General features: G+C 62.7%; 24 protein-coding genes. 8 read left to right on the top strand and 16 right to left on the bottom strand.

Features of this window, described 5'->3' with window-relative positions; all coding sequences use genetic code 11:
• Positions 1 to 34 precede the first annotated feature (34 nt).
• Both DP106_RS02755 and DP106_RS02750 read left to right on the top strand, forming a co-directional pair.
• Positions 35 to 535: a phosphate-starvation-inducible PsiE family protein gene (locus tag DP106_RS02755; protein ID WP_120083247.1), complete on the top strand. Its 501-nt coding sequence runs from the start codon at positions 35 to 37 to the stop codon at positions 533 to 535.
• A gap of 45 nt (positions 536 to 580) precedes the next feature.
• Complete coding sequence (locus tag DP106_RS02750) at positions 581 to 898, top strand: hypothetical protein (RefSeq protein ID WP_120083246.1); 318 nt, start codon at positions 581 to 583, stop codon at positions 896 to 898.
• 31 nt (positions 899 to 929) lie between these two features.
• On the opposite strand, the gene DP106_RS02745 is transcribed toward DP106_RS02750, so the two are convergent.
• From DP106_RS02745 to DP106_RS02730, 4 genes are all read right to left on the bottom strand, one after another.
• Positions 930 to 2750, bottom strand: coding sequence for an acetyl-CoA carboxylase biotin carboxylase subunit (locus DP106_RS02745; protein WP_120083244.1), 1821 nt, complete (start codon positions 2748 to 2750; stop codon positions 930 to 932).
• Positions 2751 to 2896: 146 nt separating this feature from the next.
• Positions 2897 to 3796 carry a methyl-accepting chemotaxis protein gene (locus tag DP106_RS02740; protein ID WP_120083243.1) on the bottom strand — a complete coding sequence of 300 codons (900 nt, stop codon included), beginning with the start codon at positions 3794 to 3796 and terminating at the stop codon, positions 2897 to 2899.
• A gap of 93 nt (positions 3797 to 3889) precedes the next feature.
• Positions 3890 to 4171, bottom strand: a complete 282-nt coding sequence (locus DP106_RS02735; RefSeq protein WP_120083242.1) for an acc operon protein — start codon at positions 4169 to 4171, stop codon at positions 3890 to 3892.
• Entirely contained in the window at positions 4171 to 5715 is a 1545-nt protein-coding gene (locus DP106_RS02730) for an acyl-CoA carboxylase subunit beta (protein WP_120083506.1), read from the bottom strand. Before DP106_RS02730 ends, DP106_RS02735 begins: the two co-directional genes overlap by 1 nt.
• Before the next feature lie 120 nt (positions 5716 to 5835).
• Between DP106_RS02730 and DP106_RS02725 the strand changes: the two genes are divergently transcribed.
• The 3 genes from DP106_RS02725 (at position 5836) to moaC (ending at position 9390) form a co-directional block, all read left to right on the top strand.
• Positions 5836 to 7164: a sodium-dependent transporter gene (locus tag DP106_RS02725; RefSeq protein ID WP_120083241.1), complete on the top strand. Its 1329-nt coding sequence runs from the start codon at positions 5836 to 5838 to the stop codon at positions 7162 to 7164.
• 272 nt (positions 7165 to 7436) lie between these two features.
• Positions 7437 to 8879: an NAD(P)H-hydrate dehydratase gene (locus tag DP106_RS02720; protein ID WP_120083239.1), complete on the top strand. Its 1443-nt coding sequence runs from the start codon at positions 7437 to 7439 to the stop codon at positions 8877 to 8879.
• A complete protein-coding gene (gene moaC, locus DP106_RS02715; protein WP_120083238.1) occupies positions 8872 to 9390 on the top strand; it encodes a cyclic pyranopterin monophosphate synthase MoaC in 519 nt (172 codons plus the stop codon). The genes DP106_RS02720 and moaC overlap by 8 nt, the downstream gene beginning before the upstream one ends.
• Positions 9391 to 9456: 66 nt before the next feature.
• Here the strand turns inward: moaC and DP106_RS02710 are convergent, their stop codons facing one another.
• Positions 9457 to 10089: a hypothetical protein gene (locus DP106_RS02710; RefSeq protein WP_205738868.1), complete on the bottom strand. Its 633-nt coding sequence runs from the start codon at positions 10087 to 10089 to the stop codon at positions 9457 to 9459.
• A complete protein-coding gene (locus DP106_RS02705; protein ID WP_120083237.1) occupies positions 10086 to 10718 on the bottom strand; it encodes a hypothetical protein in 633 nt (210 codons plus the stop codon). The genes DP106_RS02710 and DP106_RS02705 overlap by 4 nt, the downstream gene beginning before the upstream one ends.
• Positions 10719 to 10812: 94 nt before the next feature.
• Here DP106_RS02705 and DP106_RS02700 point away from each other — a divergent pair, with 94 nt between their 5' ends.
• Both DP106_RS02700 and DP106_RS02695 read left to right on the top strand, forming a co-directional pair.
• Positions 10813 to 11424: a metal-dependent hydrolase gene (locus DP106_RS02700; RefSeq protein WP_120083503.1), complete on the top strand. Its 612-nt coding sequence runs from the start codon at positions 10813 to 10815 to the stop codon at positions 11422 to 11424.
• Positions 11425 to 11474: 50 nt separating this feature from the next.
• The gene (locus DP106_RS02695; protein ID WP_120083236.1) at positions 11475 to 12113 is read left to right on the top strand and encodes a TMEM165/GDT1 family protein; all 639 of its coding nucleotides are present in this window, start codon (positions 11475 to 11477) and stop codon (positions 12111 to 12113) included.
• Between the two features lie 42 nt (positions 12114 to 12155).
• Here DP106_RS02695 and hflX read toward each other — a convergent pair whose 3' ends face one another.
• The 10 genes from hflX to glpA form a co-directional block, all read right to left on the bottom strand.
• Entirely contained in the window at positions 12156 to 13451 is a 1296-nt protein-coding gene (hflX, locus tag DP106_RS02690) for a GTPase HflX (RefSeq protein ID WP_120083234.1), read from the bottom strand.
• Between the two features lie 120 nt (positions 13452 to 13571).
• Positions 13572 to 14297 carry a ribosome assembly factor SBDS gene (locus DP106_RS02685; RefSeq protein ID WP_120083233.1) on the bottom strand — a complete coding sequence of 242 codons (726 nt, stop codon included), beginning with the start codon at positions 14295 to 14297 and terminating at the stop codon, positions 13572 to 13574.
• Positions 14298 to 14346: 49 nt separating this feature from the next.
• Positions 14347 to 14529, bottom strand: coding sequence for a DUF7576 family protein (locus tag DP106_RS02680; RefSeq protein ID WP_120083231.1), 183 nt, complete (start codon positions 14527 to 14529; stop codon positions 14347 to 14349).
• 64 nt (positions 14530 to 14593) lie between these two features.
• On the bottom strand, positions 14594 to 15955 hold the full coding sequence (locus tag DP106_RS02675) for a glycerate kinase type-2 family protein (protein WP_120083502.1): 1362 nt from the start codon (positions 15953 to 15955) through the stop codon (positions 14594 to 14596).
• 366 nt (positions 15956 to 16321) lie between these two features.
• Positions 16322 to 17740, bottom strand: coding sequence for a CRTAC1 family protein (locus tag DP106_RS02670; RefSeq protein WP_120083229.1), 1419 nt, complete (start codon positions 17738 to 17740; stop codon positions 16322 to 16324).
• A 74-nt stretch (positions 17741 to 17814) separates the two neighbouring features.
• The gene (locus tag DP106_RS02665; RefSeq protein ID WP_120083228.1) at positions 17815 to 18078 is read right to left on the bottom strand and encodes a hypothetical protein; all 264 of its coding nucleotides are present in this window, start codon (positions 18076 to 18078) and stop codon (positions 17815 to 17817) included.
• 14 nt (positions 18079 to 18092) lie between these two features.
• Positions 18093 to 19358, bottom strand: a complete 1266-nt coding sequence (locus DP106_RS02660) for an FAD-dependent oxidoreductase (protein ID WP_120083227.1) — start codon at positions 19356 to 19358, stop codon at positions 18093 to 18095.
• A 156-nt stretch (positions 19359 to 19514) separates the two neighbouring features.
• Positions 19515 to 20819 (bottom strand): anaerobic glycerol-3-phosphate dehydrogenase subunit C, encoded by a 1305-nt coding sequence (locus tag DP106_RS02655; RefSeq protein ID WP_120083226.1) that lies wholly within the window; start codon positions 20817 to 20819, stop codon positions 19515 to 19517.
• Complete coding sequence (gene glpB, locus DP106_RS02650) at positions 20816 to 22114, bottom strand: glycerol-3-phosphate dehydrogenase subunit GlpB (protein ID WP_120083225.1); 1299 nt, start codon at positions 22112 to 22114, stop codon at positions 20816 to 20818. The genes DP106_RS02655 and glpB overlap by 4 nt, the downstream gene beginning before the upstream one ends.
• Positions 22114 to 23859: an anaerobic glycerol-3-phosphate dehydrogenase subunit GlpA gene (glpA, locus tag DP106_RS02645; protein ID WP_120083223.1), complete on the bottom strand. Its 1746-nt coding sequence runs from the start codon at positions 23857 to 23859 to the stop codon at positions 22114 to 22116. Before glpA ends, glpB begins: the two co-directional genes overlap by 1 nt.
• A gap of 280 nt (positions 23860 to 24139) precedes the next feature.
• Between glpA and DP106_RS02640 the strand changes: the two genes are divergently transcribed.
• A partial coding sequence (locus DP106_RS02640; protein ID WP_240625311.1) for an FGGY-family carbohydrate kinase occupies positions 24140 to 25052 on the top strand: 913 nt, incomplete at its 3' end.

The following is a 25052-nucleotide window of genomic DNA, read 5'->3' as shown; positions in this document are numbered from 1 at the left end:
CGACACTAATGCCGCGTGACGCTCATACGACAGTATGGACAACGAGGAGACAGAGCCGGTCGGTGGTGCGCTCTCACCAGCCGAGTCATTCGACGAGCGAATTCTTGGAGCGAGCGAGCATCTGTTGCGGTACGTCGAGGTGATCGCCGCGGTGGTGCTTGTGCTCCTGTTTGCGATCGGTGTCTTTGATCTCGGCTTGCAGATCTTCGAAAGCGCGCTGAGCGGTAGTATCACCGATCCACTCGTCGTCGTCGGCTTCATCGATACCGCGCTGTTGCTGTTTATTATCGTTGAGGTTTATCAGACGGTTGTCGCCTACACCCAGGAGAGCGAAACCCGACGGATCGTCCGGCTGGTGATCTACACCGGTGTTATCGCCATGGTTCGGAAGGCGATCATCTTCCGCACCGGCGAGTACGCCGACGAGGGCGCGGCCCTGATGGCTGCCGGCTCCTACACGCTGATTATTCTGGGGTTGGCAGCACTCCTCATCGTCGAGCGGCGGACGCGACAGCTCGATACCGCCGGGAGCTAAGGCGGGTAGCCACAACGTTATGTCGCTGCCACGCCGCCATTCTGTATGGCAGATACCAAACAAGGGCGGGCCAAACAGGCCGACGACGAAGCCAACCGGCAACGCGAGCGCGACAGAGCGGAGGCCCGCAAGCGAGGCGATGAGGCCGACCCCGACGCGCCAGCGACATGTTACCGCCGTGACTGTGCCGAGCCCGCGGCGTTTGTCGTGGTTGAACGCTATCAGGAGGAAGGCGGCCACGGGGCTGTCGAAGCACGGGTCGAGTTGTGTGCAACCCACACCGCAGAGGAGCGCCCGGTCAATCTCGATGCCGTCTACGACGACTACGTGTTCCGCGTCGAGCCACTTCCCGACAGCGCGTAAGTAGTGTGTCGACGCCGACCGCAGCAGCGAGCTACTCGACGACGACCAACACGTCGCCCATATCGACGCTGTCGCCCTCATCAATCATGATCTCGGTGACGGTGCCACCGCGTTCGGTCACCACGTCGTTTTCCATCTTCATCGCCTCCAGCACACAGACCACGTCGCCGGCGGCGATCTCGTCGCCTGCCGCCACATCGACCGAGAGAATCGTCCCCTGCATCTCGGCGGTGACGGTGTCGCCGCCCTCGACGCTGACCGCCTCGTCCTCGTCGTCGCTGTCGGCCTGCGGTGGGCGATCCATCCCCCCGCTGTCGTCGACAGCGACCGAGCCAACGTCGATCGCCGGCGCGTCGTGTGCTTCGAGGTTGACATCGAAGCGTTTGCCGTTGACCTCGACGGTGTACTCGCGTTCAGTTGTCGCCTCGTCGTCATCACTGTCGTCGCTGTCGTCGCCGTCGCTGTCGCCAACATCCCTTGGCCCCCACTGGGAAACCGCCTCCTCGATGCGGCTCTGATCCAGCTGCTCATCCAGATACTTTGTCGTATGCTCGCTATTTGAAAAGGCCTCATCGGTCAGCATGAGGCGGTGGAACGGGATGATCGTCTGGATGCCCTCGATGTCGAACTCCGCGAGAGCGCGCTCCGAGCGGGTGAGACACTCATCGCGGTCGCTCGCCGAAACGATCAACTTCGCGATCATCGAGTCATAGTCGCCGCCGATCTCGTCGCCCTGCCGAACCGCGTCGTCGACGCGGACGCCGATCCCGCCGGCGGGATCGTACGTCTCAAGCGTGCCGGTCGCGGGTTCGAACTCCGCGGCGGCGTTCTCGGCGTTGATCCGGAACTCGATGGCGTGGCCGTCGAACTCGATGTCGTCCTGTGCGAAATCGAGTGTCTCACCCGCAGCAACGCGGAGCTGCCATTTGACGATATCGAGGCCGGTGATCGCTTCGGTGACGGTGTGTTCGACCTGAATCCGCGTGTTGACCTCCATGAAATAGAACTCGCCGTTCTCGACGAGGAATTCGACGGTGCCAGCGTTGGTGTAGCCAGCGGCGTCGACGCCGCGTTTGGCGGCGTCACCGATCTCCGCACGAAGGTCGTCGTCGAGAATCGAGGCGGGTGCTTCCTCGATGACCTTCTGGTGGCGACGCTGGAGTGAACAGTCGCGTTCGCCGAGATGGCGAACGTTGCCGTGTTCGTCGGCGAGGATCTGGACTTCGATATGGTGGGGTGTTTCCAGATATTTCTCGACGTAGACAGAGCTATTATCGAAGTAGGCCTCGCCCTCGCGTTGGGCGGTTTCAAATTGGGCTTCGACTTCGTCCTCGCTGTGAACGACTTTCAGCCCACGACCGCCACCGCCACCCTCCGCTTTGATCGCAACAGGATACCCATAGTCGTCGGCAACAGCGGTGATCTCCGCGACCGACGAGACCGGCTCCGTCGTCCCCGGAACGACCGGCACGTCGGCCTCCTGCATGAGCGCGCGAGCGTTTGTCTTCTCGCCGAGGGCCTCCATCGCGTCCGGATCAGGGCCGACCCAAACAAAGCCGCTGTCGACGACGGCTTGGGCGAACTCGGCGTTTTCGGCCAGAAAGCCATAGCCCGGATGGATCGCGTCGACACCCGCTTTCGCTGCGGCTTCAAGAACAGCCTCCTGATCAAGATAGGAATCAGCAGCGCGGGCGGGGCCGATATTGTAGGCCTCGTCGGCGTAGCGAACGTGGCCGGTGTGTTTGTCGGCCTCGCTGTAGACGGCGACGGTGCGGACGCCCAACTCCTCGCAGGCGCGCATCACCCGAACCGCGATCTCACCGCGGTTGGCAACCAGAACCTTCCTGAACATTCCTACCGCCTCATTGACCGAAGGGTTACCTGATTCTATCGGTCGACCCTGACGCGATATGGCTGGTAGAAACCAAGCTATCAGCGCATGAAACTACTGGTCGAACCGAAAAGTGGGTGTGCTGAACGCAAAGCGGGTCGGCAGGGCTACCGAAGTCGGTTGAGCATCGCGATCTGCTCGTCGATCCGGTCGCTGATCGTCTCGGTCTCGCTGTCGATCTTGTCGGCGTTGCTGGCAGTTTCATCGACCATCGAGGCAACGGTGCTTGCACTCTGGGCCTGCTCGTCGGTCGCAGCAGCGATCTCGTCGACACCGGCCGACACTTCGCCGACAGCATCCGTGATCTCATCGAGACTAGATTTCGCCTCGTTGGCGCGGCTCATCCCGGTTTCGACCTCCTCAACGCTGGATTCCAGCGTCTCGACCGCGCCAGCGGCGTCCTCGGTGACCCGCTGGACGGTCGCATCGATATCCTCGGCCTGTTCACGGGACTCCTGGGCAAGCGATTTGATCTCGTCGGCGACGACCGCAAACCCTTCTCCCTCCTCGCCGACCCGAGCGGCCTCGATCGAGGCATTCAACGCCAGCAGGTTCGTCTGGTCGGCGATCTCGTCGATCACGTCGGCCAGTGCGGTGATCTCCTCGACGCCCTCCCGGATCGTCCGGATCTCCTCGACAGCTTCCTCAGTCGCCGACTGGATCTCGGTCATCGCCTCGACGACCTCCTGGGTTGCTGCCTCGCCTTCCTGGGCGCGCTCGTCGGCATCGTCGGCGGCGGTGGCAACCTCCTCGGCGGAGGAGGCGATCTCTTCGACGGCCGCGCTGAGATCCGAGACCTCCGCGGAGACCTCCCGCATGTTGTTCGACTGTTTGTGGGCTCGGTCGGAGATCTCCTCGACGCCGTCGGCGACATCTTGGGAGGCGGTGTAGACGTCGGCGATCGTGTCGTCGACACCACCGTTGATGGCCGCATCGCTGGAGCCGTTTGTGTCCGCACCAAACTCGAATTCACCGTCAGCATCGATATCGGGCTGGTTCGCTGTCATTGCTGGACAAACGGAAGCTATCGTAATATAGCTCGGGGTAACAGTATCGAAGCTGATAGAAGTGGTGTGGTGGCGATCCCAACAGCACCGGGCTCAGAACCGATCAGCGCGATCCGCGGCTGTCCAGCTGTCCGATGGCGTCGACGATGCCGGCCGAGGGGCGGTGACCCCCAGTCCGGACAGCCGGCCGGCAAACTGCCATGACCGTTGGCCTGCATCGTCACCATCGGCGTCGGCTGTGGCGGCAGCGGCCGCTGCGGCTTCCTGCGTTCGGATGTGATCGCTGATCGCGGCAACGATGGCGGCGGCTTCCTCGTCGCTGGCGGCGGCAAGCCCATTGAGTGCGTCGGCGTCGATTGGCGGTTCCGGCGACATCAGATCGGAATGTTCCCGTGTTTCTTCGACGGTTTCTCCTCGCGTTTCGAGAGCAGCATTTCGAGGTCGTCGATCAGCCGCGTCCGGGTTTCAGCGGGTTCGATCACGTCGTCGATAAAGCCGCGGTCGGCGGCGGTGTAGGGGTTGGCAAACTCCTCGCGGTATTCGTCGATTAGCTCTTGACGGCGGGCCTCGGTATCGTCGGCGTCAGCGAGTTCCTCCCGATAGAGGATGTTGACCGCGCCTTTCGGCCCCATGACGGCGATCTCGGCGGTCGGCCAGGCGTAGTTCACGTCGCCGCCGATATGCTTCGAAGCCATGACACAGTAGGCACCGCCGTAGGCCTTCCGCGTGATGACGGTCAGCAGCGGGACGGTCGCCTCGGCGTAGGCATACAGCAGCTTCGCGCCGTGGCGGATGATCCCGCCGTGTTCCTGGTCGGTGCCGGGCATGAAGCCGGGGACGTCCTCGAAGGTGACGATCGGGATGTTGAACGCATCACAGAACCGAACAAATCGTGCGCCCTTCTCGCTGGCCTCGATGTCGAGCGTCCCCGCATTGACGCGGGGTTGGTTGGCGACGATGCCGACCGAACGGCCGTCAAGCCGAGCGAAGCCGACGACGAGGTTCTTCGCAAAGTCCTCGTGTACCTCGAAAAACGAGCCCTCGTCGACGATCTCGTCGATGACCGTGGTCGAATCGTAGGGTTTCTTCGGCGCGTCGGGGACGATCTCGCCGGCCGCCGTGGTGTCGCGGTCGGGATCGTCCCACGGATCGATCCGGGGTGGATCTTCGACGTTGTTCTGCGGCAGGTAGGACAACAGACGCGCAATGTTGTCGAGGGCTTCTTCCTCACTTGCCTCGGCGAAATGCGCCGACCCGGAGGTCGAGGCATGGGTGACCGCGCCGCCAAGCTCCTCGAAGCTGACCTCCTCACCGGTGACCGTCTCGACGACATCGGGACCGGTGATGAACATGTGGCTGGTCTCTTTGACCATGAAGACGAAATCCGTGATCGCCGGCGAGTAGACCGCGCCGCCGGCACACGGCCCGAAGATCCCCGATATCTGTGGGATAACGCCGCTGGCGTCGACGTTGCGCTGGAAGATCTCGCCGAACCCGCCGAGCGAGCCGACACCCTCCTGAATCCTGGCTCCCGCGGAGTCGTTGAGCCCGACGATCGGCGCGCCAACCTCCATCGCCTTATCCATCACCTTACAGATCTTCTCGGCAAAGACCTCGCCGAGTGAGCCACCGAAAACGGTGAAATCGTGCGCGAAAACGAAGGCGGTGCGACCGTTGACCTCGCCGTAGCCGGTGACAACCCCGTCGGTCAGCAGCTGTTGTTCCTCCATCCCGAAGGTGTGGTTTCGGTGGGTGCGGAACTGATCGAACTCATGGAAGGTGCCGTCATCGAGGAAGTAGTCGATCCGCTCGCGGGCGGTCTTTTTGCCCTTGTCATGCTGTTTGGCGATGCGGGCTTCACCGCCGCCTTGGCGGGCCTCCTCGCGTTTCGCCCGTAGCTCATCGATGCGGTCGTCCATCGTCATCGGCGACCACCTCTCATTGCTACCTCCGACACCGACGGGCGCAAAAAGGGTTCCGCAACCGATTGTCGGCGGCAACAAACGGCCTTATCTGCGTGTTCGCAAAACAGGCGCGTGATGGACGAACGCGCAACCTGGGCGACACGCATCGGCTTCATCCTCGCCGCGGCCGGCAGCGCGGTCGGACTGGGCAACATCTGGCGGTTTCCGTTCCTGACCGGTGAGTCGGGTGGGGCGGCGTTTCTCGTTGTCTACCTGCTGTTGGTCGTGGGCGTTGGCGTCCCGGTGTTGCTCGTCGAGTTCGTTATCGGACGGCGATCGAACCGCAACCCGATCGGGGCCTTCGAGCGGCTCGGTCACCCCGGCTGGAAGGCCGCCGGCGCGGTCGGTGCGATCGCCGCGTTCATCATCTTTTCGTACTACAGCGTCGTCGGCGGCTGGGTGATCCAGTATGTCGTCGCCAGCTTTACCGGCGGCTACGGCGCTGACGCCGAGGCGTTCTTTCTGAGTACGGCCTCCGGCACCAACGCGATCGCCTACCACGGGCTGTTCATGACGACGGTCGCCGGCATCGTCGCCCTCGGGATTCGCAACGGACTTGAAAAGGCAGCTACGGTGATGGTGCCGACAGTCGTCGTCTTGCTCGTCGGGCTGGCCGGCTACGGGGCAACACTCGACGGTGCGGGAGCCGCCTACAGCTACTATCTCGCGCCGGATCTCAGTACGATCGTTGGCGATGCCGTCTCGATTCTCCCGGCAGCAGCCGGCCAGGCGTTCTACACGCTGTCGCTGGGGATGGGGATCATGATCACCTACGCCTCCTACATCGGCGAGGATCGCAATCTCCTGCAGGACGCGGGCGTCATCGTCGTCCTCGATACGGCGATCGCGCTGTTGGCTGGGCTTGTTGTCTTCCCATTCCTGTTTACTCAGGGGATCGAGCCCGGCGAAGGCGGGGCGGGATCGATCTTTATCAGCCTCGCGGGCGCGTTCCAACAGCTACCCGGCGGGGAAATACTCGGTGGCGTCTTCTTCCTCATGCTGTTGGTCGCCGCGTTGACCAGCGCGTTCAGCATCTTCGAGGTCGTTGTCTCCTACGTCACTGATACCTTCGATGTCGACCGCGTGCCGACGGCGATTGGGATGGCGGCAGTGTTGTTCGTCGTCGGAATCCCGACCGCCATCGATCTGAGCTATCTCGACGCCTACGATCTCTTTGCTAACAACATCCTCCTGATTCTCAGTGGACTCCTGTTGTCGATTTTTATCGGCTGGGTGTACGCCGGCGAGGCGATCGAGGAGCTCGGCAAGGGCCGAACCAGCGACGGCCGGATCGAAGCGGTCTGGCTGACGACGCTGCGCTACGTGGTGCCGGTCGTGCTTGCGATCACGCTCGCGCTGTCGGTGCGGGACTACATCGGGTTCCTGCAGGAATCGTTCCTCTGACGTTGACCAGTAATCCGCCTGTAGAAACAAGCAGCCAAGCAGCTGGGTCGGCTGACCGACCAAACCACGTCCTGGCGGACTGAAAGGGCGAGATGCGCTCGACGAACCACGGCGACGTAAGCACCGTAGGAACGAGCGAAGCGAGTGACGAGGAGCACAGCGAGCCGCGGGAGTCGAGCGCGTCGAGGGCTTTCTACACCGATTCTCCTGAAAAATGTGCGATCTAGTAAACGATCCCCGACCATTAATTCCCTCGACCACCGAGTGAGGGTATGCTCACCGCCGACCGCATGGCAGCCGTCGACGCAAACGCGGCGGCCCTCGGTGTCCCGCGCAAGCAGTTGATGGAGTCAAGCGGCAACGCCGTCGCCCGCGTCGTCCGACAGTATGTCGATCCCGACGACCAGGTGATCTTCGTCTGTGGCCGCGGGAACAATGGAGGCGACGCCTTCGTCGCCGCCCGGTTTCTTGATGCGTACGATGTCGAAGTCGCCTTGCTTGGCCATCCTGATCGCATCGGTACCGACATCGCCCGCAAAAACTGGGCGGCCCTCCAAGCCGCAGAGATCCCGGCGACAACAATCACCGATTCGACCGCGATCGACGACCTCGATCTCGCCGGGGCCGACTGCATCGTCGACGCGATGCTCGGCACCGGCGTCACCGGCGCGCTTAGAGAGCCGGCGGCGACAGCAGCCCGCGCGATCACCGCCGCCGATACGGCGGTCGTCGCCGTTGATGTCCCCTCTGGTGTCGATGCCGACACCGGGGAGGCTGCCGGCGATGCGGTCACAGCCGATCACGTTGTCACCTTTCACGACACAAAACCCGGACTCGACGCCCTCGATGCCGCGGTGACCGTCGCCGATATCGGGATTCCGGCGGCCGCCGAGCGGTTCGTCGGCCCCGGCGATCTGTTGGGCCGCGAGCGGGCCGCCGAGAGCCACAAGGGCGACCACGGCGAACTGCTGGTGATCGGTGGCGGCCCCTACACCGGCGCGCCGGCGTTGGCCGGCCAGGCTGCCCTCCAAGCGGGTGCCGACCTCGTCCATGTTGCCTGCCCTGAGTCAGTCGCCCCGCAGGTGCAAGGGTACAGCGAGAACCTGATTGTCCACCCGCTTGCTGGTGAGTTGGTGACCCAAAGTGTTGTCGACGACCTGTTGACACAGGCCACCGCGGTCGACGCCGTTGTCTGTGGCCCGGGACTCGGCGACAACGAGTCGACTCGGGCGGCTGTGGGCGCGTTTCTTGAGCGCTACGACGGTCGAGCCGTCGTTGACGCCGACGCGCTGAGTGTCGTCCCTGAGGTTGACACCGGCGCGACGCTGGTGTGTACCCCCCATCAGGGCGAGGTGGTTAAAATGGGCGGGCCGAGCACCGACGACCGCGAGCAGTTGGCCGATCAGGTTAGCGATTTCGCGGCCGACCTCGGCCACACGCTGCTGGTGAAGGGTGCCCACGATATCATCAGCGACGGCGAGACAACCCGGATCAATCGCACCGGCAACCCCGGGATGACCGTCGGCGGTACCGGCGACGTGCTGGCGGGGGTGGTCGGCGCGCTGCTGGCAACCGAAGAGCCACGGGCGGCTGCGGCGGTCGGGGCCTACGTCACCGGCCGCGCCGCCGATCTGGCGGCTGACACTGTCGGCGACAGCCTTGTTGCGACAGATCTACTCGACCGACTCCCGGAGGTGTTTGCGACCGATGAGTGAGCCAACAGAGGAGCCGACGCAGCCGACGACCGATACGGCCGACAAACTGACCCACACCGACGACTCGGGGACAGCACAGATGGTCGACGTCGGCGACAAACCCGACAGCGACCGCCGGGCTGTCGCCGAGGGGACGATCCACCTCCAGCCCTCAACGGTCGAAGCGATCGAAGCCAACGACGTAGCGAAAGGCGATGTGCTCGCTACCGCCCGGGTCGGCGCGGTTCAGGCGGTCAAACACACCTGGGAGTCGATCCCGATGTGCCACCAGATCCCGATCACGAACGTCGACACCGAGTTTTCGGTCGCCGACGACCGGATCGAACTGACCGTCGCCGTCGAGACAACCGGGAAAACCGGCTGTGAGATGGAAGCCTTGGAGGGCGTGACAACCGGTTTAAACGTCGTCTGGGATATGTGTAAGGCCGCCGAAAAGGACGGCGACGGGGGGTATCCCGACACGCGGATCGATGGAATCTGTGTTGTTACAAAACAAAAGAAGTCGATATAGCACATTGTAGTTTATTTGGGCGAATATCGCCGCTGACAACCACAGACCCGAACCGCCGGGGCCCGACTACGCCTCCAGCGACCACACCCGGTCGCACAGTGACTCGGCAACCCCGGTAAGATGTGCCTGGCCGAACAGCGCGACCAACAGCGCGCCCAGCGAGTTGTACAACATATCAACAACCGTATCATCCAGCCCGTGTTGGGCCAGCGGCATCGTAAGCCCCGTTTCAGCACTGATCAGATCAAGGGTAAACTCGAAAAGCTCCCAGATCACCCCGAAGGCCAACACGACAATGAACAGATAGACGAACACGAACTGCGTGGGGATGTGGATCTTGTCGCTGTGGAGGTCAACCACGCGCGCGGCCGTGTAGCCGACGCCGGCGACAAGCGACGCCGACAGCGCGTGGGTCATACTATCCCACCACGCAAACTGTGCGTAGAGCCCAGCCGATCCCAGGGTGTGCAGAAAGACCGCCGTCGTGATCCACAACCCAAGCCATGGATCGAGCGAAAACCGGTAGTTACGCCGGAGTATCGCCGGCAGCAGCGTCACACCCAGTCCAATGCCGCCGTTGGTGACTGCTTTCGGCTGTCCAGCTAATAAACCATATACAACGATAGTAACTAGCAATATCTGCATCACAACCGTGAGTCGCCGCTGTGTCGACAGCGATGGCCGAGGTAACAAACTCATCGGCCGATCACCCGCCGAAGCACGCGGCGCAGCTGGCGATCCCGGCGGCTGAAGTAGCCGTCGAACAGGATTCCGGCGACGACACCGGCGACGGTTACGGAGAGCCACTCGATCATCAGCGTCTCGTTGTCAACGAGAAACGCGGTGCCAAGATACTGATCGGCACCCCACCGAAGGATCGTCCACACCCCGACGACCGCAAGCGTCGTCAACACGACAAGGGCGACCGCAAACCAGTGGGTCACCGTCAACGACGTGAACATGTGGAGTTCGACAACAACGAGCAAGGCGAGAGCCGCCAAGGAGATGTAGGTCGCAACCGTGCCAACAGTGCCGCCGACGAGGCCACGCACGAGAATCGGTAGCAACGCGACGACAAGCAGCTCCCAGGGCAGCATCACGCGCCAGTCCCGATAGGCGATCGGCGGGAGACAGACAACCGCACCGACAACGGCAACAAACAGGATCCACCGATAATCAAGTCCCAACAGACTCTCAACGAAGACACCAGCAAGGACGGCGATCAATAGCCACGCCAGTCCCGCGTTGTAACGACCGTCACGGAACAGCCGTTCAAGCGCGCCGGGGATCGCGTTGGCACCCGGTGGCGCAGATGGCGGTGAAGACATACTCGATCAAAACCGCGAGATGGCGATAAAGCCAGCGGCGCGAAGACACCACCTCAGCGACGTGTTTATTCCGACCCACCGCCTCCCGAACGGCATGATGCTGCCAACCCACGCGCTGGTCGGGCTTGCGATCAGCGCGCCGCTGCTGTGGCTGGCTCCCGAATCTGCGACCGCCGCGCTGATCGGCGGGGTGGGTGGTGGGATCTGGCCGGATCTAGATCTGTACGGTGGCCATCGGCGAACGCTCCATTACCCGACGGGCTATTCGTTAGCAGCGATCCCAGCGGTAATCGGTGCAGCCGTTGTTGGGTCGCCGCTTACACTTAGCCTCGCTGTCGCGCTTGTTGCCGCCGCCGCTCACTGTCAGATGGATCGCTTCGGTGGCGGCCTCGAACTCCGGCCATGGGAGAACACCTCCGAGCGGGCCGTGTACGATCACGTTGCTGGCGAGTGGCACGCACCCAAGCGGTGGGTGCGCTACGATGGCGCGCCTGAGGATGTGGGGCTGTCGCTGCTGGTCGGCCTCCCGCTTGTCGCCGTGGTGCCGCCGCTGTTCCGCTGGCTTGTCGCCACCGCGCTCATCACCGCCATCGGCTATGGGCTGCTTCGGCGGCGACTCGCCGCACTCGCCCCGGTGCTCGCCGAGTTCGTTCCCGACCCGGTCGTCGAACACGTGCCCGAGCGGTATCGGCGCGACGATCGATAGTTCGAATGCATAAATATAATACTTAGACGCCTCTAATCTTCGCGCACTGAATGGAGTCCTTTATTAGTGTTGTTGGCACCGCATTTATTCTTCAGCTGACCGCCCTTCCCGGCGAGAAGGGACAGCTCGTGATCGCCGGGCTGGCGACACGGTACAACCCGTATATGGTTGTCGCGGGCGCGTCGACAGCCTTCGGCGGTTGGACGGTTATCGAGATACTCCTGGGGAACGCGTTGAAAGGCGCGTTACCCGAAGTGTATCTCGACGCCATCACCGCAGGCCTATTTTTCACCTTCGGGGGGTGGCTGTTGTATACGACTGTCGATAGCGTCGATACCCCGGAGGTCGCCGCCGAAGGGAGCCGGTTAGCTGCGATCCAATCGCAGCTCCCGAAGCGACTCCATGGCTTTCTCCCGTCGTTTTGGTTCATGGTTTTCGGTGAGTTCGGCGACAAAACACAGCTAGTCACGATCGGGCTGGCCGTCCAGTACGGCGCGACACCGGCGATCTGGGTCGGCGAAATGCTGGCGATTATCCCGGTGAGCCTGGCGACCGCGCTGTTTTTCAACAAAACCGCCCACCGGCTCGATCGGACGTGGTTCCACCGGGTGGCCGCCGGGATCTTTGTGCTGTTTGGCCTCGATATCGTTGCCTCATACACGATCGGGCGATCATTTCTCCCGCTGTAAGGGTGGTCGCTACGACGCTGGCTGTCCAACAACACAACGGCGTTAGGCCGATTCGACGGGCGTGAGCGCGGCGGCTTTCGCACGAGCCTGCTCGACGATCGCCGGTCGGGCATCAAACGCCAACAGTACCTGATCGCCCTCGTAGGATTCAGTCTCAACGTGGGCGTGATCGTAGAGCCACGAGACGAAGCTCATTGTGTCGTCGGCCATCGGTACCAGCAGGCGTTCGTGTTCCCAGTCGGGGAGCTCGGCTTCGGCGCGCGCACGAAGCGTCTCGATGTTCTCGCCGGTCTTCCCCGAGACGGCGATTGGATTCGGCGCAAGCGTCGACAGCGCGGCCTGTTTGTCAGCGAGTTCCTCCGGAGAGAGTAGGTCAGCCTTATTGAAGATGGTGCACACGGGAGCCTCGTTGCGCTCATGAAGGGTATCGTGGGAGGTCACCAGCTTCTCTCGCATCTCCTGTACCGACTCGCTGGCGTCGACAACAAGCAACACAAGATCCGCTCGGTACACCGAATCGAGTGTCGACTCAAAGGATTCAACAAGCCAGTGAGGGAGATCCGAAATAAAGCCGACGGTGTCGGTCAACAACACCTCCCGCCGCTCTAGTTCGGCCCGCCGGGTTGTCGTCCCGAGGGTGGTAAACAGCATATCCTGGGATTCAGCCACATCGTCGAGATCAGGATGTTTCTCGGCGTTTTCGTCGACATCGAGTTCGGCCGCCAACTGCCGGAGTAGTGTCGACTTGCCGGCGTTGGTGTACCCCGCGAGGGCGACCAGATCAAACCCGGAGTCACGACGCTCGGCGCGTCGCTGGGCTTCCTTCTCAGCGATCGAATCCAGCTCGTCTTTGATCGAGGCGATCTGAGATTTGATATCCTGTTCGCGGCTCTCGTCGTACTCGCCGAGCCCCATGAATCCCGGGCGCTCATCGCGTTTGGCAAGGCTCGTTTTCGCCGACGCCCGCGGGAGCTCGTAGCGTAGCTCGGCGAGTTCGACCTGGAGTTGGGCTTTCCGGGTTTGGGCGCGCTGCCCGAAGATCGTGAGGATGAGCGTAAACCGATCGAGTACCTCGGTCTCGCCGGGCAGGATGCGGCCGATGTTGAACATCTGGTAGGGGCCGACCTCGTTGTCGATAATGGCCGTTTCGGCGTCGGTACGGGCAACCAACTCGGCGAGTTCGGTCACTTTCCCCTGTCCGAAGTGGTGGGCCGTATCCTCTTTTCTGGTCTGGGTGAGTTCGCCGACAACCTCGTAGCCGGCCGCCGCCGCAAGGTCGCGGAGCTCAGACAGATCAGCGGTGCCACTGTCGACGCGCTTGGCGAGTATCGCCTTCATCGGTGGCCTCCACGCCGGGCGGCCGCCCCCGGTCGATCAAAGCCGTGATCACGCACGGACAGTCCAAACCACGTCCATATCAAACAGTGGGCTGGGAACATCAAGAATCTCTCGGCGAACTCACCGGGTTTTGATGTCGTCTTCGTCTCTGATCACCCGTGTTTCGGCCTCACCGCTGGTAAGCTCGTTGACCATATCGTAGAAATCGTTCTGTAATCCCGCTGGAAACGTGACGACACCGACCCACGAGCCGTCGCTTTGCCACTCCTCGCGCTCTAACTCGCCGTACTGCCGCACCTCAGCCTGCCCGCTGCCGGCGTGGTCGGCCGGGAGCTGTACCGCCATGGTCACCTCATCAAATCGGATCGGGATCACCGGGCGAAGATCCTCCAGAGCCTCGTCGACCTGCTCGGAGACGGGCTCCATCGGATCAATCCGGAAGCCAGCCTCTTCTAAGGCGCGTTCGATCCGCTCCGGCGGGTGTGGGGCATCGTCCATCTGTGGGTTAACGGCGTTGCGTGCGATCTGATTGATGAGCTGTTTGCGCTTCTGTTCCTGCATCTCGCGGCGCTGCTCGGCGGTGATCTGGATCTCGCCGCGTTTGATCACCTCGGGAATGATCTCCAGTGGCTCGGTGGTGTCAAACACATCCTCCAGATCGGTTTCGGCCGGGCGATCACCGCGGGAGGCGTTCTCGAAGACATCCTCGGCGGCGATCACCTCCTCGAGGTCGCCGTCGAACTCATCGCGTTTGATTTCGAGGGCGGCGTCGGGATCGATCAGTACCTCAAAGCGCGCGCCGTGGGATTCCAGCCGCGCGGTGACTGCATCCTCAAGGGAGATCATACTACAGCATTACACCGCGGATAATAAAAACGCTCCCCGCGGGAGGATGTCAATCCAGATAGCCCGCCCGGCAGTCCTCGGAACAGAAGTGTGTGTGTTCGATCTGTCCGTCCTCGACAGTGGCGATGACACGATGGGTCGGGAGTTCGATGATACGTTCGCCGCAGACCGCACAGTCGGGGGCGTCAGCCTCGTCGACGTCCTCCCCGATATCAGATGTCGGATCGACCATACCGGAACAGGTGGGCCTCGGTACGTTAAGCTGTCTACTCGTCGTGACGGATGTTGCCGCTTCGTCACGATGCATCGACCACAACGACCCGTAGATCGTTGACGTTTGTCCCGGTCGGGCCGGTGTCGATGAGCGCGTCGGCCGAATCGAGAACCGCAGTCGCGTCGTTTTCGGCCAGCGCGCGCCGTCCGACCCCGGGAGTGATCGTCTCGCTGTCGACGATCCCGCCGGCGGCGTCGGTCGGCCCGTCGATCCCGTCGGTGTCGACGGCGGCAACGACGGTGTCGCCAACCGCGTCGCCGACGCCGCTGTCGTCGGCCGCGGCTGCGGCGAGTTCGACTGCAGCCGACAACGCGAACTCCTGATTTGGGCCGCCAGTACCGTCGCCGTCGACGGTGACAGTTGTCTCGCCACCGGAGACGACGACCGCTGGCGGGGCGATCGGCCGGCCGCTGGCCTGTATCTCCTCGGCGATCGCGACCTGTGTTTTCGCCGCCTCGCGCGCTTCGCCACGAATCTGTGAGGAGAGAACCACTGGATCGAAGCCGGCCTCGGTTGCGCGGTCGGCGGCAGCCTCAACGGCGGTTCGCCCATCACTGATAATCGTCGTTGTCACCGAGGTGAAAACCGGGTCGCCGGGCGTCGGCGTCTCATCAATCTCGCCGGCTATGCCGCGATCCAGGTGGTCGATAACCGCCGCCGGCACATCGCAGTCATAGCGGTCGAGCACCGCGCGGGCGTCAGCGTAGGTTGTCGGATCGCCAACGAGGGGGCCGCTGGCGACCGTCGCAAGATCGTTGCCAACGACATCACTGACAACGAGCGAACGGATATCGGCGGGCTGGGCTGCTGCCGCGAGCCGGCCGCCCTTGATCGCCGAGCAGTGTTTGCGGACGGCGTTGATCTCATCGATCGTCGCACCCGACGCCAACAGCGCGTCGGTCGTCGCCTGCAAGTCGGCCAGCGAAAGCTCCTCAGCGGGGGCGGTCATGAGCGCGCTGCCGCCGCCGGTGATAACACCGAGTATCAGCGTGGATTCGTCGGCTGCTTCGGCGGCCTCCAACAGCCGGCGGGTACTCTCGACGCCGCGTTCGCTGGGGATCGGGTGGTCGCCAGCGAGCACCTCGACGCGTTGGGTCGAGACAGGCGAGGCGTCCGGCGAATCGGTGATAACGAGGCCGCCGTCAAGGGCGTCGCCGAGGATCGCCTCAAGCTCCGCGGCGACGACCGCCGCGGCCTTCCCGCCGCCGAGGACGATCACCGCACCGTAGTCGGCGAGGTCGTCGACGGTCAGCGCGCCGTCGGCCAGTGACACCGCCCTACGAGTCAGTCGCGCGGGATCGGCGGCCTTGATCCCAGCAGCGAGACAGTCGAGAGCAACCTCGTGAGCAGGGGAACTCGGCAGTTGGTCACGGTTTCGGATCACTGTCATACTACTGGGTGGGACGAATCAAAAAACGTCTCGGCGACCGCTAAGTCGTGTTCAGAGAAGTCGATGAAATTGGAACCATCTCGAAAGCCCCGACGCCCTGGAGTCGGGGGGCTCGCTGCGCGCTTCAGGCCTTCGGCCCTGCAGTGCTTGCGTCGTCACCAGAAATCAGAGATTTCTGGTTGGCTCACGAGAGCTTGCTCTCGTGAACGCCCGCCTTCCTCCAGCGCGTCGCCCCTTTCAGTCCCACCCGCGTCAGCGGGCCAAGCAGCCGCAGTCGGGTGGGACTGAAAGGGGCCGGGGGCTTTCGAGGTGTGCTCAGTCTAATCGCACTATCCCGAACAGTACCGACCGCCACGCCTGCTACTCGCTGGCCGGATGAGCGATCTCGTAGGTCGTCTTTGTGGCTGGGCTCTCGATCGTTCGCTCTCGGCCATCGAGCCAGCAAACCGTAAGCCGGCGTGGCGTCTGTGTGGGTGCCGTCGCGCCACCAAGGCCGAAGTGGGCGACCGGCTCGGATTGGCAGAGATAGCCGCTGCCGGCGTCGATCACGCGTCGCTGGTGGCCGCGATCGGTATCAAGCGTGACGACCGCACCGCGGGCTGCCGCGCCGTACTGGGTTGTTGGCCGCACGCGAAGCCAGTCGTTGTCGGTCGGAGCGTCGTACAGTGACAAGGGTTGGGCGTCGCCATCGCCGCCGACGACCAACAGTTCCAACCGGCCATCGCCATCGAGATCGGCGACGACCGCACCCGTCCCCCGCCTCGCAGGTTCGGCCGCCGCACCAAGCGAGCGGGCTTCCCACCCGGTCGCTGTGGCGGTGGCCGCTCCATCTGTGGTCGATGCCTCGTTGACGACCGGCGCGAACAGGCGGTTGGAACCGCCACAGACGTTGACGAAGAGCTCTTGGCGGCCGTCGTTGTCAAAATCCGCCGCAAGGAGCGTTTGAACACGCGCCGGATCGGCAAAGCCCGGTGGCGACGCATCTCTAAAGCCGGTGTCGGTCGGCACGAAGAGATGGTTCTCGCCGTCCCAACTGCCGACCGCGACAGCGACAGTCCCGTTGCCGGCGTCAACGAGGGTCACGCCGCGGGCATCGGCCTCCGGGGCGTCGACGCCAGCCGTATCAGCGACATCGACAAAATGGCCGTCGTCGTTTCGGAACAGGCGGTTGGGCCCGTCGTCGACGCCGACGAACAGATCCATCTGCTCGGTAACAAGCGGGGCGGCGAGCAGCGAGCGCGCCCCACAGGTGGCATCTAGTCCGATCGCGTCGGCCATATCGGTGATCTCGCCGTCGTCGCCGAGCTCATAACACCGGGTAGCCGCCGCGGAGCCGGCGACAACCATGCCGTAGCGACCGGTGCCGAAGCGATCGACAGCGGCGACCGACCGGCCGGCGGTGAAGTTTCCGCGGTCAGCGTTGACCGCGTTGGCGAAGGCATCACACCAGACCGTCCGGCCGTTGTGGTCGATCCGGTCGAGTAACAGGTCGGTCGTCGCACACGTCCCGCCGTCAGTATCGGTGTTGTGAACGTACAGTTCTTCCTCGCCGTCGGCGTCAAGATCGGCCGCCGCGACGCCGATAGCCTGTCGGTTTGCGTCGGCGATGATCCCACAGGCGCGATCTCGGAGACGGCCGTCGGCCCACGAGCGAAGCTGGTTCGGGCAGTCGACCCCGGTGACCAGGATGAGCGGCCCCGCAGGGCCGGGCGTGACCGCCGCGCCGGCACCGATGACTGGCTGATTGTCGGCGATCGCGGCCGACCGATCCCGAAACATGGCCGGAGGGAGTCGACCGAAGGATAAGAACGCTCGGATCGGGCGGCTCAGCGGCGTAACCACGGCTAGTAACATCACTCGGCGGCTGCAACCGTTGGGTCGTACATCGTTTCGTCGTCGGGTGGGTACGTCGGCAGTGCGGCTACTGCGACGGGATCAGATCGCACCCTAACGGGGGCGTCAGTGAGCGCGATATCAGTGCTGTCTGTTGGCTGCTCACCGAACCGATCCTGCAACTCATCGGCGTCGGACGGTGTAGCTGTCGTGAGAAACGAGTAACGGTAACCAGCGGGCAGCGAGTCGACACAGCCCGTGACCGGGCGGCTACCAGCAGACACACCAGCCGGCTGCCTCAGTCGCCGGCAGCCGTCGACCCGGACAGATCGGCAACAACACCAGCGTCGGTCGGTTGTGGTTCGCTGTACTTGGCGACCAAGCGATCGAGTTCGGCGGGGTCGTCGGCTCCCGGCAGCTGCTCGTCGGCGGTGATCGACTCGGCATCGACACCAAGCTTCCCGGCGACATGGTCGGCGGTCGATTCTGCCATCATGCGGTAGGTTGTCAGCTTGCCGCCGACAACGCTGGCGAAGTTATCGACGCCGTCCCGCTCGTGATCCAACAGCGTGAAATCACGGGAGATGCTACGCTCGTCGCCCTCACCGGAGTCAGTACGGTTGCTCTCGTCAGGTGCGTACAGTGGCCGGCAGGCCCACCATTTGCGGAGCTCCTCGCGGCCCTCGATGTCCGGCACCATCTCAGCACACTCCTCGTACATCCGGTCGACTTCCCACTCCTCTTTGGGGTAGTCATCCGGATTCTCCACCTCAACACTTGTTGTGCCAAGAACGGCCTCGCCCTCGTGGGGGATGATGATATCGCCATCGGCCGGCTCACGACAGCGGTTGAGCACAGGGCCAAGATCCTCATATTCGACGCTGAGCATAACACCCTTCGTTGGTTTCATCGCGAAGTCAACACCGGCCATCGCACCGATTTTGTCGGCCCACGGGCCGGTTGCGTTGATAACGTACTCCGGTTCGATTGTCGTGTTTACCTCACCGCCGATAGCAACGTGTTCGATCTCGCCGTCGGTGACAGTGATCTCAGTTACCGGGGCGTTGGTGTGGATCGTCGCACCGTGTTCGGCCGCGCTCTCGGCGTTTGCAGCGGCGAGCCGCGAGGGATAGATCGCCCCGTCGGGAACGACCATCGCTCGCTCAACGTTCTCGCTGAGATCCGGCACGCGGTTGCGTGCCTCGTCGCCGTCGATTACCTCGGCGTCGATCCCGTGTTCGCGGCAGGCCTCGAGTTTGGTGTCGAAGTACTCCGGGTCGTCCTGCTTAAGCTGAACGAAGAGCCCACCAGTATCGTGAATACAGTGGCCGGCGATATCACGGAGCGTTTCGTTTTCGCGGATACACTCGGCCGCGCCCTCGGGATCTGACTCCGCGTACCGCGCGCCGCTGTGTAGTAATCCGTGCGAACTGCCCGATGTTTCGCTGGCGAGTTCGCCGCGTTCAACGAGTGTCACGTCGACACCGCGGAGTGCGAGGTCACGTGCTGTTCCAACACCGGTGCCGCCGCCGCCGATTATGAGTGCGGTTGTTGTTTGGGTCATAAATACCGCATCCGGTTGAGATGATTTCTGGGTGTATAAACCGGAAGCAACATACTTAGGATTCCCACAGGTAAAAATACTATCATCAACGATCAATACATCTTATCGTCTGTATTGACGTGATCGACAGCCAACAGAAAGCGGCGAAACCGGAAGCTAAAGGAGGGCTTCCTCGAGCAGCTCCAGCGGGTGGCGGATCTCGTAGCCTGTCCCGTGGTTCATCTGCATTGAACACGTTGGGCACTCGGTCATCCCGACATCACCCTCTGCGTGTTCCATGTGGTCGAACATCTCCGCGCCGATCTTCATCGAGGTTTCGTACTTTTCGGACTTCCAGCCGTAGGTGCCCGAGATGCCGGAACAGGAGTCGCCGACATCCTCAATCGTCGCGCCATCAAGCTCACGGAAGAGCTCGATCGCCTGGTGATCGATGCCTTGGTTTCGGGCGTGACACGGCGCGTGGTAGGCAAAGGCCTGCGAATCGATCTCAGCCTCGCTCAGCTTGGCTTCGAGATCCTCGTTGACACGGAGGAACTCAAGCGATTCCCAGGTGTGTGCTGCGAGTTCATCGATCCCATCGATGTCAAACAGCTCGGGGTACTCCTGTCGCAGTGCCATCGAACAGGACGTACATGAGGCGATAACCTCCGCACCGTTCTCGATCGCCGCACCGAGTTCGCGAACGTTGACCTCGGCCTCACGACGAGCGTCATCCAGCATCCCGTTGGCAAACATCGGTGTGCCGGAACACTGCTGTTTTGGAACGAGCACCTCGTACCCGAACTCCTCGTAGACCCGTACCATCGCTTTTCCAACCTCGGTCGTATTGAAGTTGGAGTAACAGCCATGGAAGTAGGCAACCTGTTTGTCAGGGTTTGACACCTTCGACCCGCCGCGTTGTTTCCACCACTGCCGGAAGGTTTCGGTGGCAAACTCCGGCATATCGCGCTCGCTGGGGATGCCCATGAGCTTGTCACCGAGGTAGCTGGTGATGTCAAGCCCCATCACGAAGTTGGCCAGCCGTGGCACCTTTGTGCCGAGCGTCGCCATCGTCCGGTAGTTGGCCAACATCCGATTGCGGAGGTACTCAACGGAGAGCTTGTCCATGTGTTTCTCGACATACTCTCCGCGGGCGGTGTTGTGCATCTGGCTCAGCGGGACGCTTGACGGACAGGCGTCGTCACACCGCATACAGTTCGAACACGACATGATCGAGTCGTCGATGTCAACGTCCTCGTGGCGTTTGAGCCGCCACTGTTCGGGCCCCTGGAACTTGGGCCCAGGGAAGTCCTCGTTGACCTCGGCGACCGGACACGAGGTGTCACAGCTGGTGCATTTATAACAGTTGTCGGCACCCGGCCGGAGATCCATATCCTCACTGGACGGAAAGACATCGACCGGTTCGAACTCATCGACTGCCGTCGTGGCATCAAACTCACTCGGTTGTTGTGCGTCGCTCATTGGCTCACCTCTCGTTTCACAGTTCGTTCACGCGCACGTTGCCCCGCGACCGTGGCGGTCGTCAGCGAGATCCCGCTTTGGGATTTCTCAGCGACCGGATCTGTCCCGCCGACAACACCGCCGGCGGCTCGGAGATTGGTAAACTCCGGCTCGCCGTCAGGGTTCAGCGGGCGCATTCCGTCGTCGATACGGACACCAAAGTGAGCGAACGGTTGGTTGCCAAAGGCCTCCTCGTCGAACCAGTCGTATCGGTCGTCGGAATGCGGGATATGGCAGTCAAAGATCGGCTCCTCGACGGTACCGTCGCGCTCGGAGTCGATCCCTTTGCCGACGAGTCCACCGGTCGCAAGGATGAACTCCTCGGCGTGGTACGGCACCTCTCGACCTTTGCTGTCAACAACAACGGCGGTAAGCTCGTCGCCGTCGGCCTCGTAGTCGATGACCGGGTTGCCCGCCGAGATGCGAACGCCAGCGTCGTGGATAGCGTCTTTTAGCTGGTCGGCCAGCCGCATCCCAGGGAAGCTCGGCGGCCCCATCGGGATCTCGAACACATCGACCCCGAGTTCCCGTTCGAGATCGGTTCGCACGTCGACCGCGTGGTCGTCACCAAGGAAGGCCGGGAAGCCGACACGTTTAGCGTCACCGATATGTGGGTCGACCGCATCGGCGAGCGCCTGGCGGGCACCCATCGTTTGGCCGTCGTGATCGACATCCTCGTTGCTATCCAACCGCTTGGCAAACCGCGTCACCCGGGAGTCGTTGGCGTACTCGCCGGGGAAATTGAGTTCGACGCCCTCGACATCGAACGGCACGTCGGCAGCGTCAAGATGGTCGGCCAGCATGCCGGCGTTGTACTCGGTGAGTTCCGCAAAGCCGACGATCAGCATGTCGCGGCTGTCGCTGGCAAGGCCGGCCGCCGCGGCGGTCGGATAGCGGGCGGTCGGTTTGACCGCACCACCGAACGTCGGCAACAAGGCGTTGTTGTCGGTGTGGGAACCCTGATAGCTGTCACCGACCGCCGCATCGAAACGGGCGAGCCCATCGCGGATCGCCGCCTCGCCGGCGATCGAGTAGGGGTGATCATCCGGCAGTTCGCTGATCGCCGCGAAGGGATCAGCGACCGGCTCTTCGTCGTCGAAATAGCCCAGCACGTCGATCAGCCCGCTGGCGTGTCGCAGCGTGCTCTTTTTATGTGTGATCAGGCGGACTGAGGCGTCACCGTCGACCGCTTCAAGCGCGGCTATCGAGCCGGCAAGCCCGCCACCGATAACGATCACATCCTCATGGATTGCCATCAGTCACCTCCCCGCCGGCCGCCATCAGTCGCTGCCGCACCGGCCGCGCCGTCGCTCGGTGATGCCCCGACACCGGTGTCGAAGGCGGTGAAGTCGCTGATGACGGTGTCGGTCGTCGCGGCGTCCTTATCGCGGTTCATTGTCGTGCCGTGCAGCGAGTATTTGAGCGCGGCCTGAGAGAGCTGTCGGCCCCACATCGCGTGGCGCTCACCCTTCCAACGTTCCTGATAGAGTTCGTCCCACGCGGTGTACGCCGTCTCCTCGTCGTACTCATCGTAGAGCTCCGAGGCCATCCGGTGACAACAGAACGCACCTTGACAGTTACCCATTGACGCCCGCGTGCGAAGCCGCACAGCGTTGAGGTCTGAGCCGGCCCCATCGATGCCGTCCTGAACCTCCGCGCGCGTGACCGCCTCACACTCACAGACGACCGGGTTCGGGCCGTCGACATCCAGCACCTCGTCGGTACGGGAGCCGAGTCGCTGGGCGCTGCGGCGGCCGATCGGCGAGCGAATCCCGAACTCGTCCATGTAATCTCGCAGCACCGAGAAGTCATCGCTGCCGGGCAGCGGTACCTCGTCGGTGCGACACTCGGCGTCGACGCCGAGCTTGTCGCAGACGTGATCGGAGATATCCTCGCCCATCATCCGGTAGGTCGTGAACTTCCCGCCGACAATCGAGGTGAAGTTCTCGACGCCGTCGCGGTCGGCGTGGTCGAGCAAAAAGAAGTCTCGGGTGATGTCCGTCGAATCGCTCGTGCCGGTCCCCGGCGGCTCATACAGCGGGCGGACACCCCAGAAGGAGCGGATCGTCCGAGCCTCTTCGACGATCGGCACCAGCTCTTTGAGCGTGTCGATCATCAGGTCGACCTCCCACTGTTCTTCGGGGTAGTCCTCGGGATCATCAACCTCGACGTCTGTGGTGCCGAGGATACAGGTCGTCTCGTGGGGGACGACAATGTCTGCGTCGCCCTTCGGCTTACAGCGGTTGATAACGGTGTCGACCTGGCGGGTGTTCATGATCGTCATGACGCCCTTGCCGGGTCGAACCTCGATCTCCTGTTCGAGGCCGGCCATCTCGCCGATCTCGCCGGCCCATGCCCCGGTGGCGTTGACGACGTAGTCGGCGCGGATCTCCTCGCGGGTGCCAGGCTCGCGGTGGACGCGCTTGCCTGGGCCCGATTCGTGTTCGACCTCGACGCCGACGACCTCGTCGCCCTCTTTGAGCACGTCGACCACGGGCGCGTGTGTCTCGATGCGCGCGCCGTGTTCCTCCGCGCTGGCGGCGTTGGCCACACAGAGCCGGAAGGGGTCGACCGCGCCGTCAGGAACGCGGATCGCCTTTTCGACGTCTTTCGCGAGGTACGGCTCCTCTTTCCGTGCCTCCTCGCCAGACAGTACCTCAACCGGGATGTCACACTCCTTGCAGCCCTCCAGTTTCTTCTGGAAGTACTCCTCGGAGTCCTCCGGTCGTTTGACAAAGAGCCCGCCGGTCTCTTCGACACAGTGGCTGGCGATATCCCGCAGGATCCGGTTTTCGATCATACACTCCTTTGCGCTGGCCTGGTCGGCAACCGCATACCGGCCACCGCTGTGGAGGAGGCCGTGCATCCGTCCTGTCGTTCCGTGGGTGAGGTTCCCCTGTTCGACGAGCGTCACATCGAGTCCGCGCATCGCGAGGTCGCGCGCGATGCCGCACCCCGTTGAACCGCCGCCGATTACGAGAACGTGTGGTTGGCTACTCATCCGTTCAGTCTGCGTTTAAACTATGATTACTTTACTTTATCCCCTGCTGATGGCACGCGCCACCGAGTCATCATGAACGACGCGCGTCTGACGTTCTATTCATGCGTGTGAGTGTCTCGCAAACCACCCGAAACAATGCGAAACTATAGTCAAGTTTGGGGACGGGAGTAACATTTATCACGTTCTTCCATAGTGTTTACCCGTGGTGGTGGAACCGGTCGTAAAGAACGGTTCGCCGCCAGCGGGGGAGTGGCCCCCACAAGGAGTGTGGTGAATACACATGTCAGAAACATACGTTGGTTCAATTGACCAAGGGACGACTGGAACTCGTTTCATGGTCTTTGACCATGACGGAAACGTCGTATCGCAAGCCTACGAAAAACACGAACAGATCTATCCGGAGCCCGGCTGGGTCGAACACGACCCGATGGAGATCTGGGAGAACACGAAGCTCGTGATTAACGAGGCACTCGACAAGGAAGGCCTCGACGCTAACCAGCTCGAATCGATCGGTATCACCAATCAGCGTGAGACCACGATCATCTGGGACGCCGAAACCGGTAAACCGGTACACAACGCTCTCGTCTGGCAAGACCGTCGGACGACCGATCGGGTCGAAGAGATCCAAGACGAAAGCACCGACACGCTGACCGTCGAAGAGATCCGCGAGAAGACCGGTCTCGAATGTGATGCGTACTTCTCGGCAACAAAAACCGAGTGGATTCTCGACAACGCCGATCCGATCAAGCTCCAGCGATCCCGACCGGAAGACGTCCGCGACCGCGCCGAGGACGGCGAGCTCATGATGGGTACCCCGGACACATGGGTTATCTACAACCTTACCGGCAACCACATCACCGACGTGTCCAACGCCTCCCGGACGATGCTCTACGACATCGAGGGGCTCCACTGGGACGACGAACTCCTCGATGAGTTCAACGTTCCGCGGGAGATCCTCCCCGAGGTTCGTCCCTCTTCGGACGACGAGACCTACGGGTCGACCGACGCCGACGGCTTCCTCGGTGCTGAGGTACCTGTTGCGGGTGCCCTCGGCGACCAGCAGGCCGCGCTGTTCGGCCAGACCTGCTTTGATGCTGGTGACGCCAAGAACACCTACGGTACCGGCTCGTTCATGCTCATGAACACCGGCAACGAGGCCGTCAGCTCCGATCACGGCCTGCTGACGACGATCG

The organism is Halonotius pteroides, from assembly GCF_003605635.1.
Taxonomy (GTDB): Archaea; Halobacteriota; Halobacteria; order Halobacteriales; family Haloferacaceae; genus Halonotius; species Halonotius pteroides.
This window is presented reverse-complemented; position numbering and strand designations above follow the sequence as displayed.

Excerpts from the sequence above, each read along its gene's own strand:
- DP106_RS02705 (WP_120083237.1), bottom strand. The coding sequence starts at position 10,718 with ATGTCTTCACCGCCATCTGCGCCACCGGGTGCCAACGCGATCCCCGGC.
- DP106_RS02725 (WP_120083241.1), top strand. The coding sequence starts at position 5,836 with ATGGACGAACGCGCAACCTGGGCGACACGCATCGGCTTCATCCTCGCC.
- moaC (WP_120083238.1), top strand. The coding sequence starts at position 8,872 with ATGAGTGAGCCAACAGAGGAGCCGACGCAGCCGACGACCGATACGGCC.
- glpB (WP_120083225.1), bottom strand. The coding sequence starts at position 22,114 with ATGGCAATCCATGAGGATGTGATCGTTATCGGTGGCGGGCTTGCCGGC.
- DP106_RS02720 (WP_120083239.1), top strand. The coding sequence starts at position 7,437 with ATGCTCACCGCCGACCGCATGGCAGCCGTCGACGCAAACGCGGCGGCC.
- DP106_RS02750 (WP_120083246.1), top strand. The coding sequence starts at position 581 with ATGGCAGATACCAAACAAGGGCGGGCCAAACAGGCCGACGACGAAGCC.
- glpA (WP_120083223.1), bottom strand. The coding sequence starts at position 23,859 with ATGAGTAGCCAACCACACGTTCTCGTAATCGGCGGCGGTTCAACGGGG.
- DP106_RS02680 (WP_120083231.1), bottom strand. The coding sequence starts at position 14,529 with ATGGTCGATCCGACATCTGATATCGGGGAGGACGTCGACGAGGCTGAC.
- DP106_RS02745 (WP_120083244.1), bottom strand. The coding sequence starts at position 2,750 with ATGTTCAGGAAGGTTCTGGTTGCCAACCGCGGTGAGATCGCGGTTCGG.
- DP106_RS02710 (WP_205738868.1), bottom strand. The coding sequence starts at position 10,089 with ATGAGTTTGTTACCTCGGCCATCGCTGTCGACACAGCGGCGACTCACG.
- DP106_RS02700 (WP_120083503.1), top strand. The coding sequence starts at position 10,813 with ATGATGCTGCCAACCCACGCGCTGGTCGGGCTTGCGATCAGCGCGCCG.
- DP106_RS02655 (WP_120083226.1), bottom strand. The coding sequence starts at position 20,819 with ATGAGCGACGCACAACAACCGAGTGAGTTTGATGCCACGACGGCAGTC.
- DP106_RS02695 (WP_120083236.1), top strand. The coding sequence starts at position 11,475 with ATGGAGTCCTTTATTAGTGTTGTTGGCACCGCATTTATTCTTCAGCTG.
- DP106_RS02740 (WP_120083243.1), bottom strand. The coding sequence starts at position 3,796 with ATGACAGCGAACCAGCCCGATATCGATGCTGACGGTGAATTCGAGTTT.
- DP106_RS02660 (WP_120083227.1), bottom strand. The coding sequence starts at position 19,358 with ATGACCCAAACAACAACCGCACTCATAATCGGCGGCGGCGGCACCGGT.
- hflX (WP_120083234.1), bottom strand. The coding sequence starts at position 13,451 with ATGAAGGCGATACTCGCCAAGCGCGTCGACAGTGGCACCGCTGATCTG.
- DP106_RS02755 (WP_120083247.1), top strand. The coding sequence starts at position 35 with ATGGACAACGAGGAGACAGAGCCGGTCGGTGGTGCGCTCTCACCAGCC.
- DP106_RS02730 (WP_120083506.1), bottom strand. The coding sequence starts at position 5,715 with ATGGACGACCGCATCGATGAGCTACGGGCGAAACGCGAGGAGGCCCGC.
- DP106_RS02670 (WP_120083229.1), bottom strand. The coding sequence starts at position 17,740 with ATGTTTCGGGATCGGTCGGCCGCGATCGCCGACAATCAGCCAGTCATC.
- DP106_RS02685 (WP_120083233.1), bottom strand. The coding sequence starts at position 14,297 with ATGATCTCCCTTGAGGATGCAGTCACCGCGCGGCTGGAATCCCACGGC.
- DP106_RS02735 (WP_120083242.1), bottom strand. The coding sequence starts at position 4,171 with ATGTCGCCGGAACCGCCAATCGACGCCGACGCACTCAATGGGCTTGCC.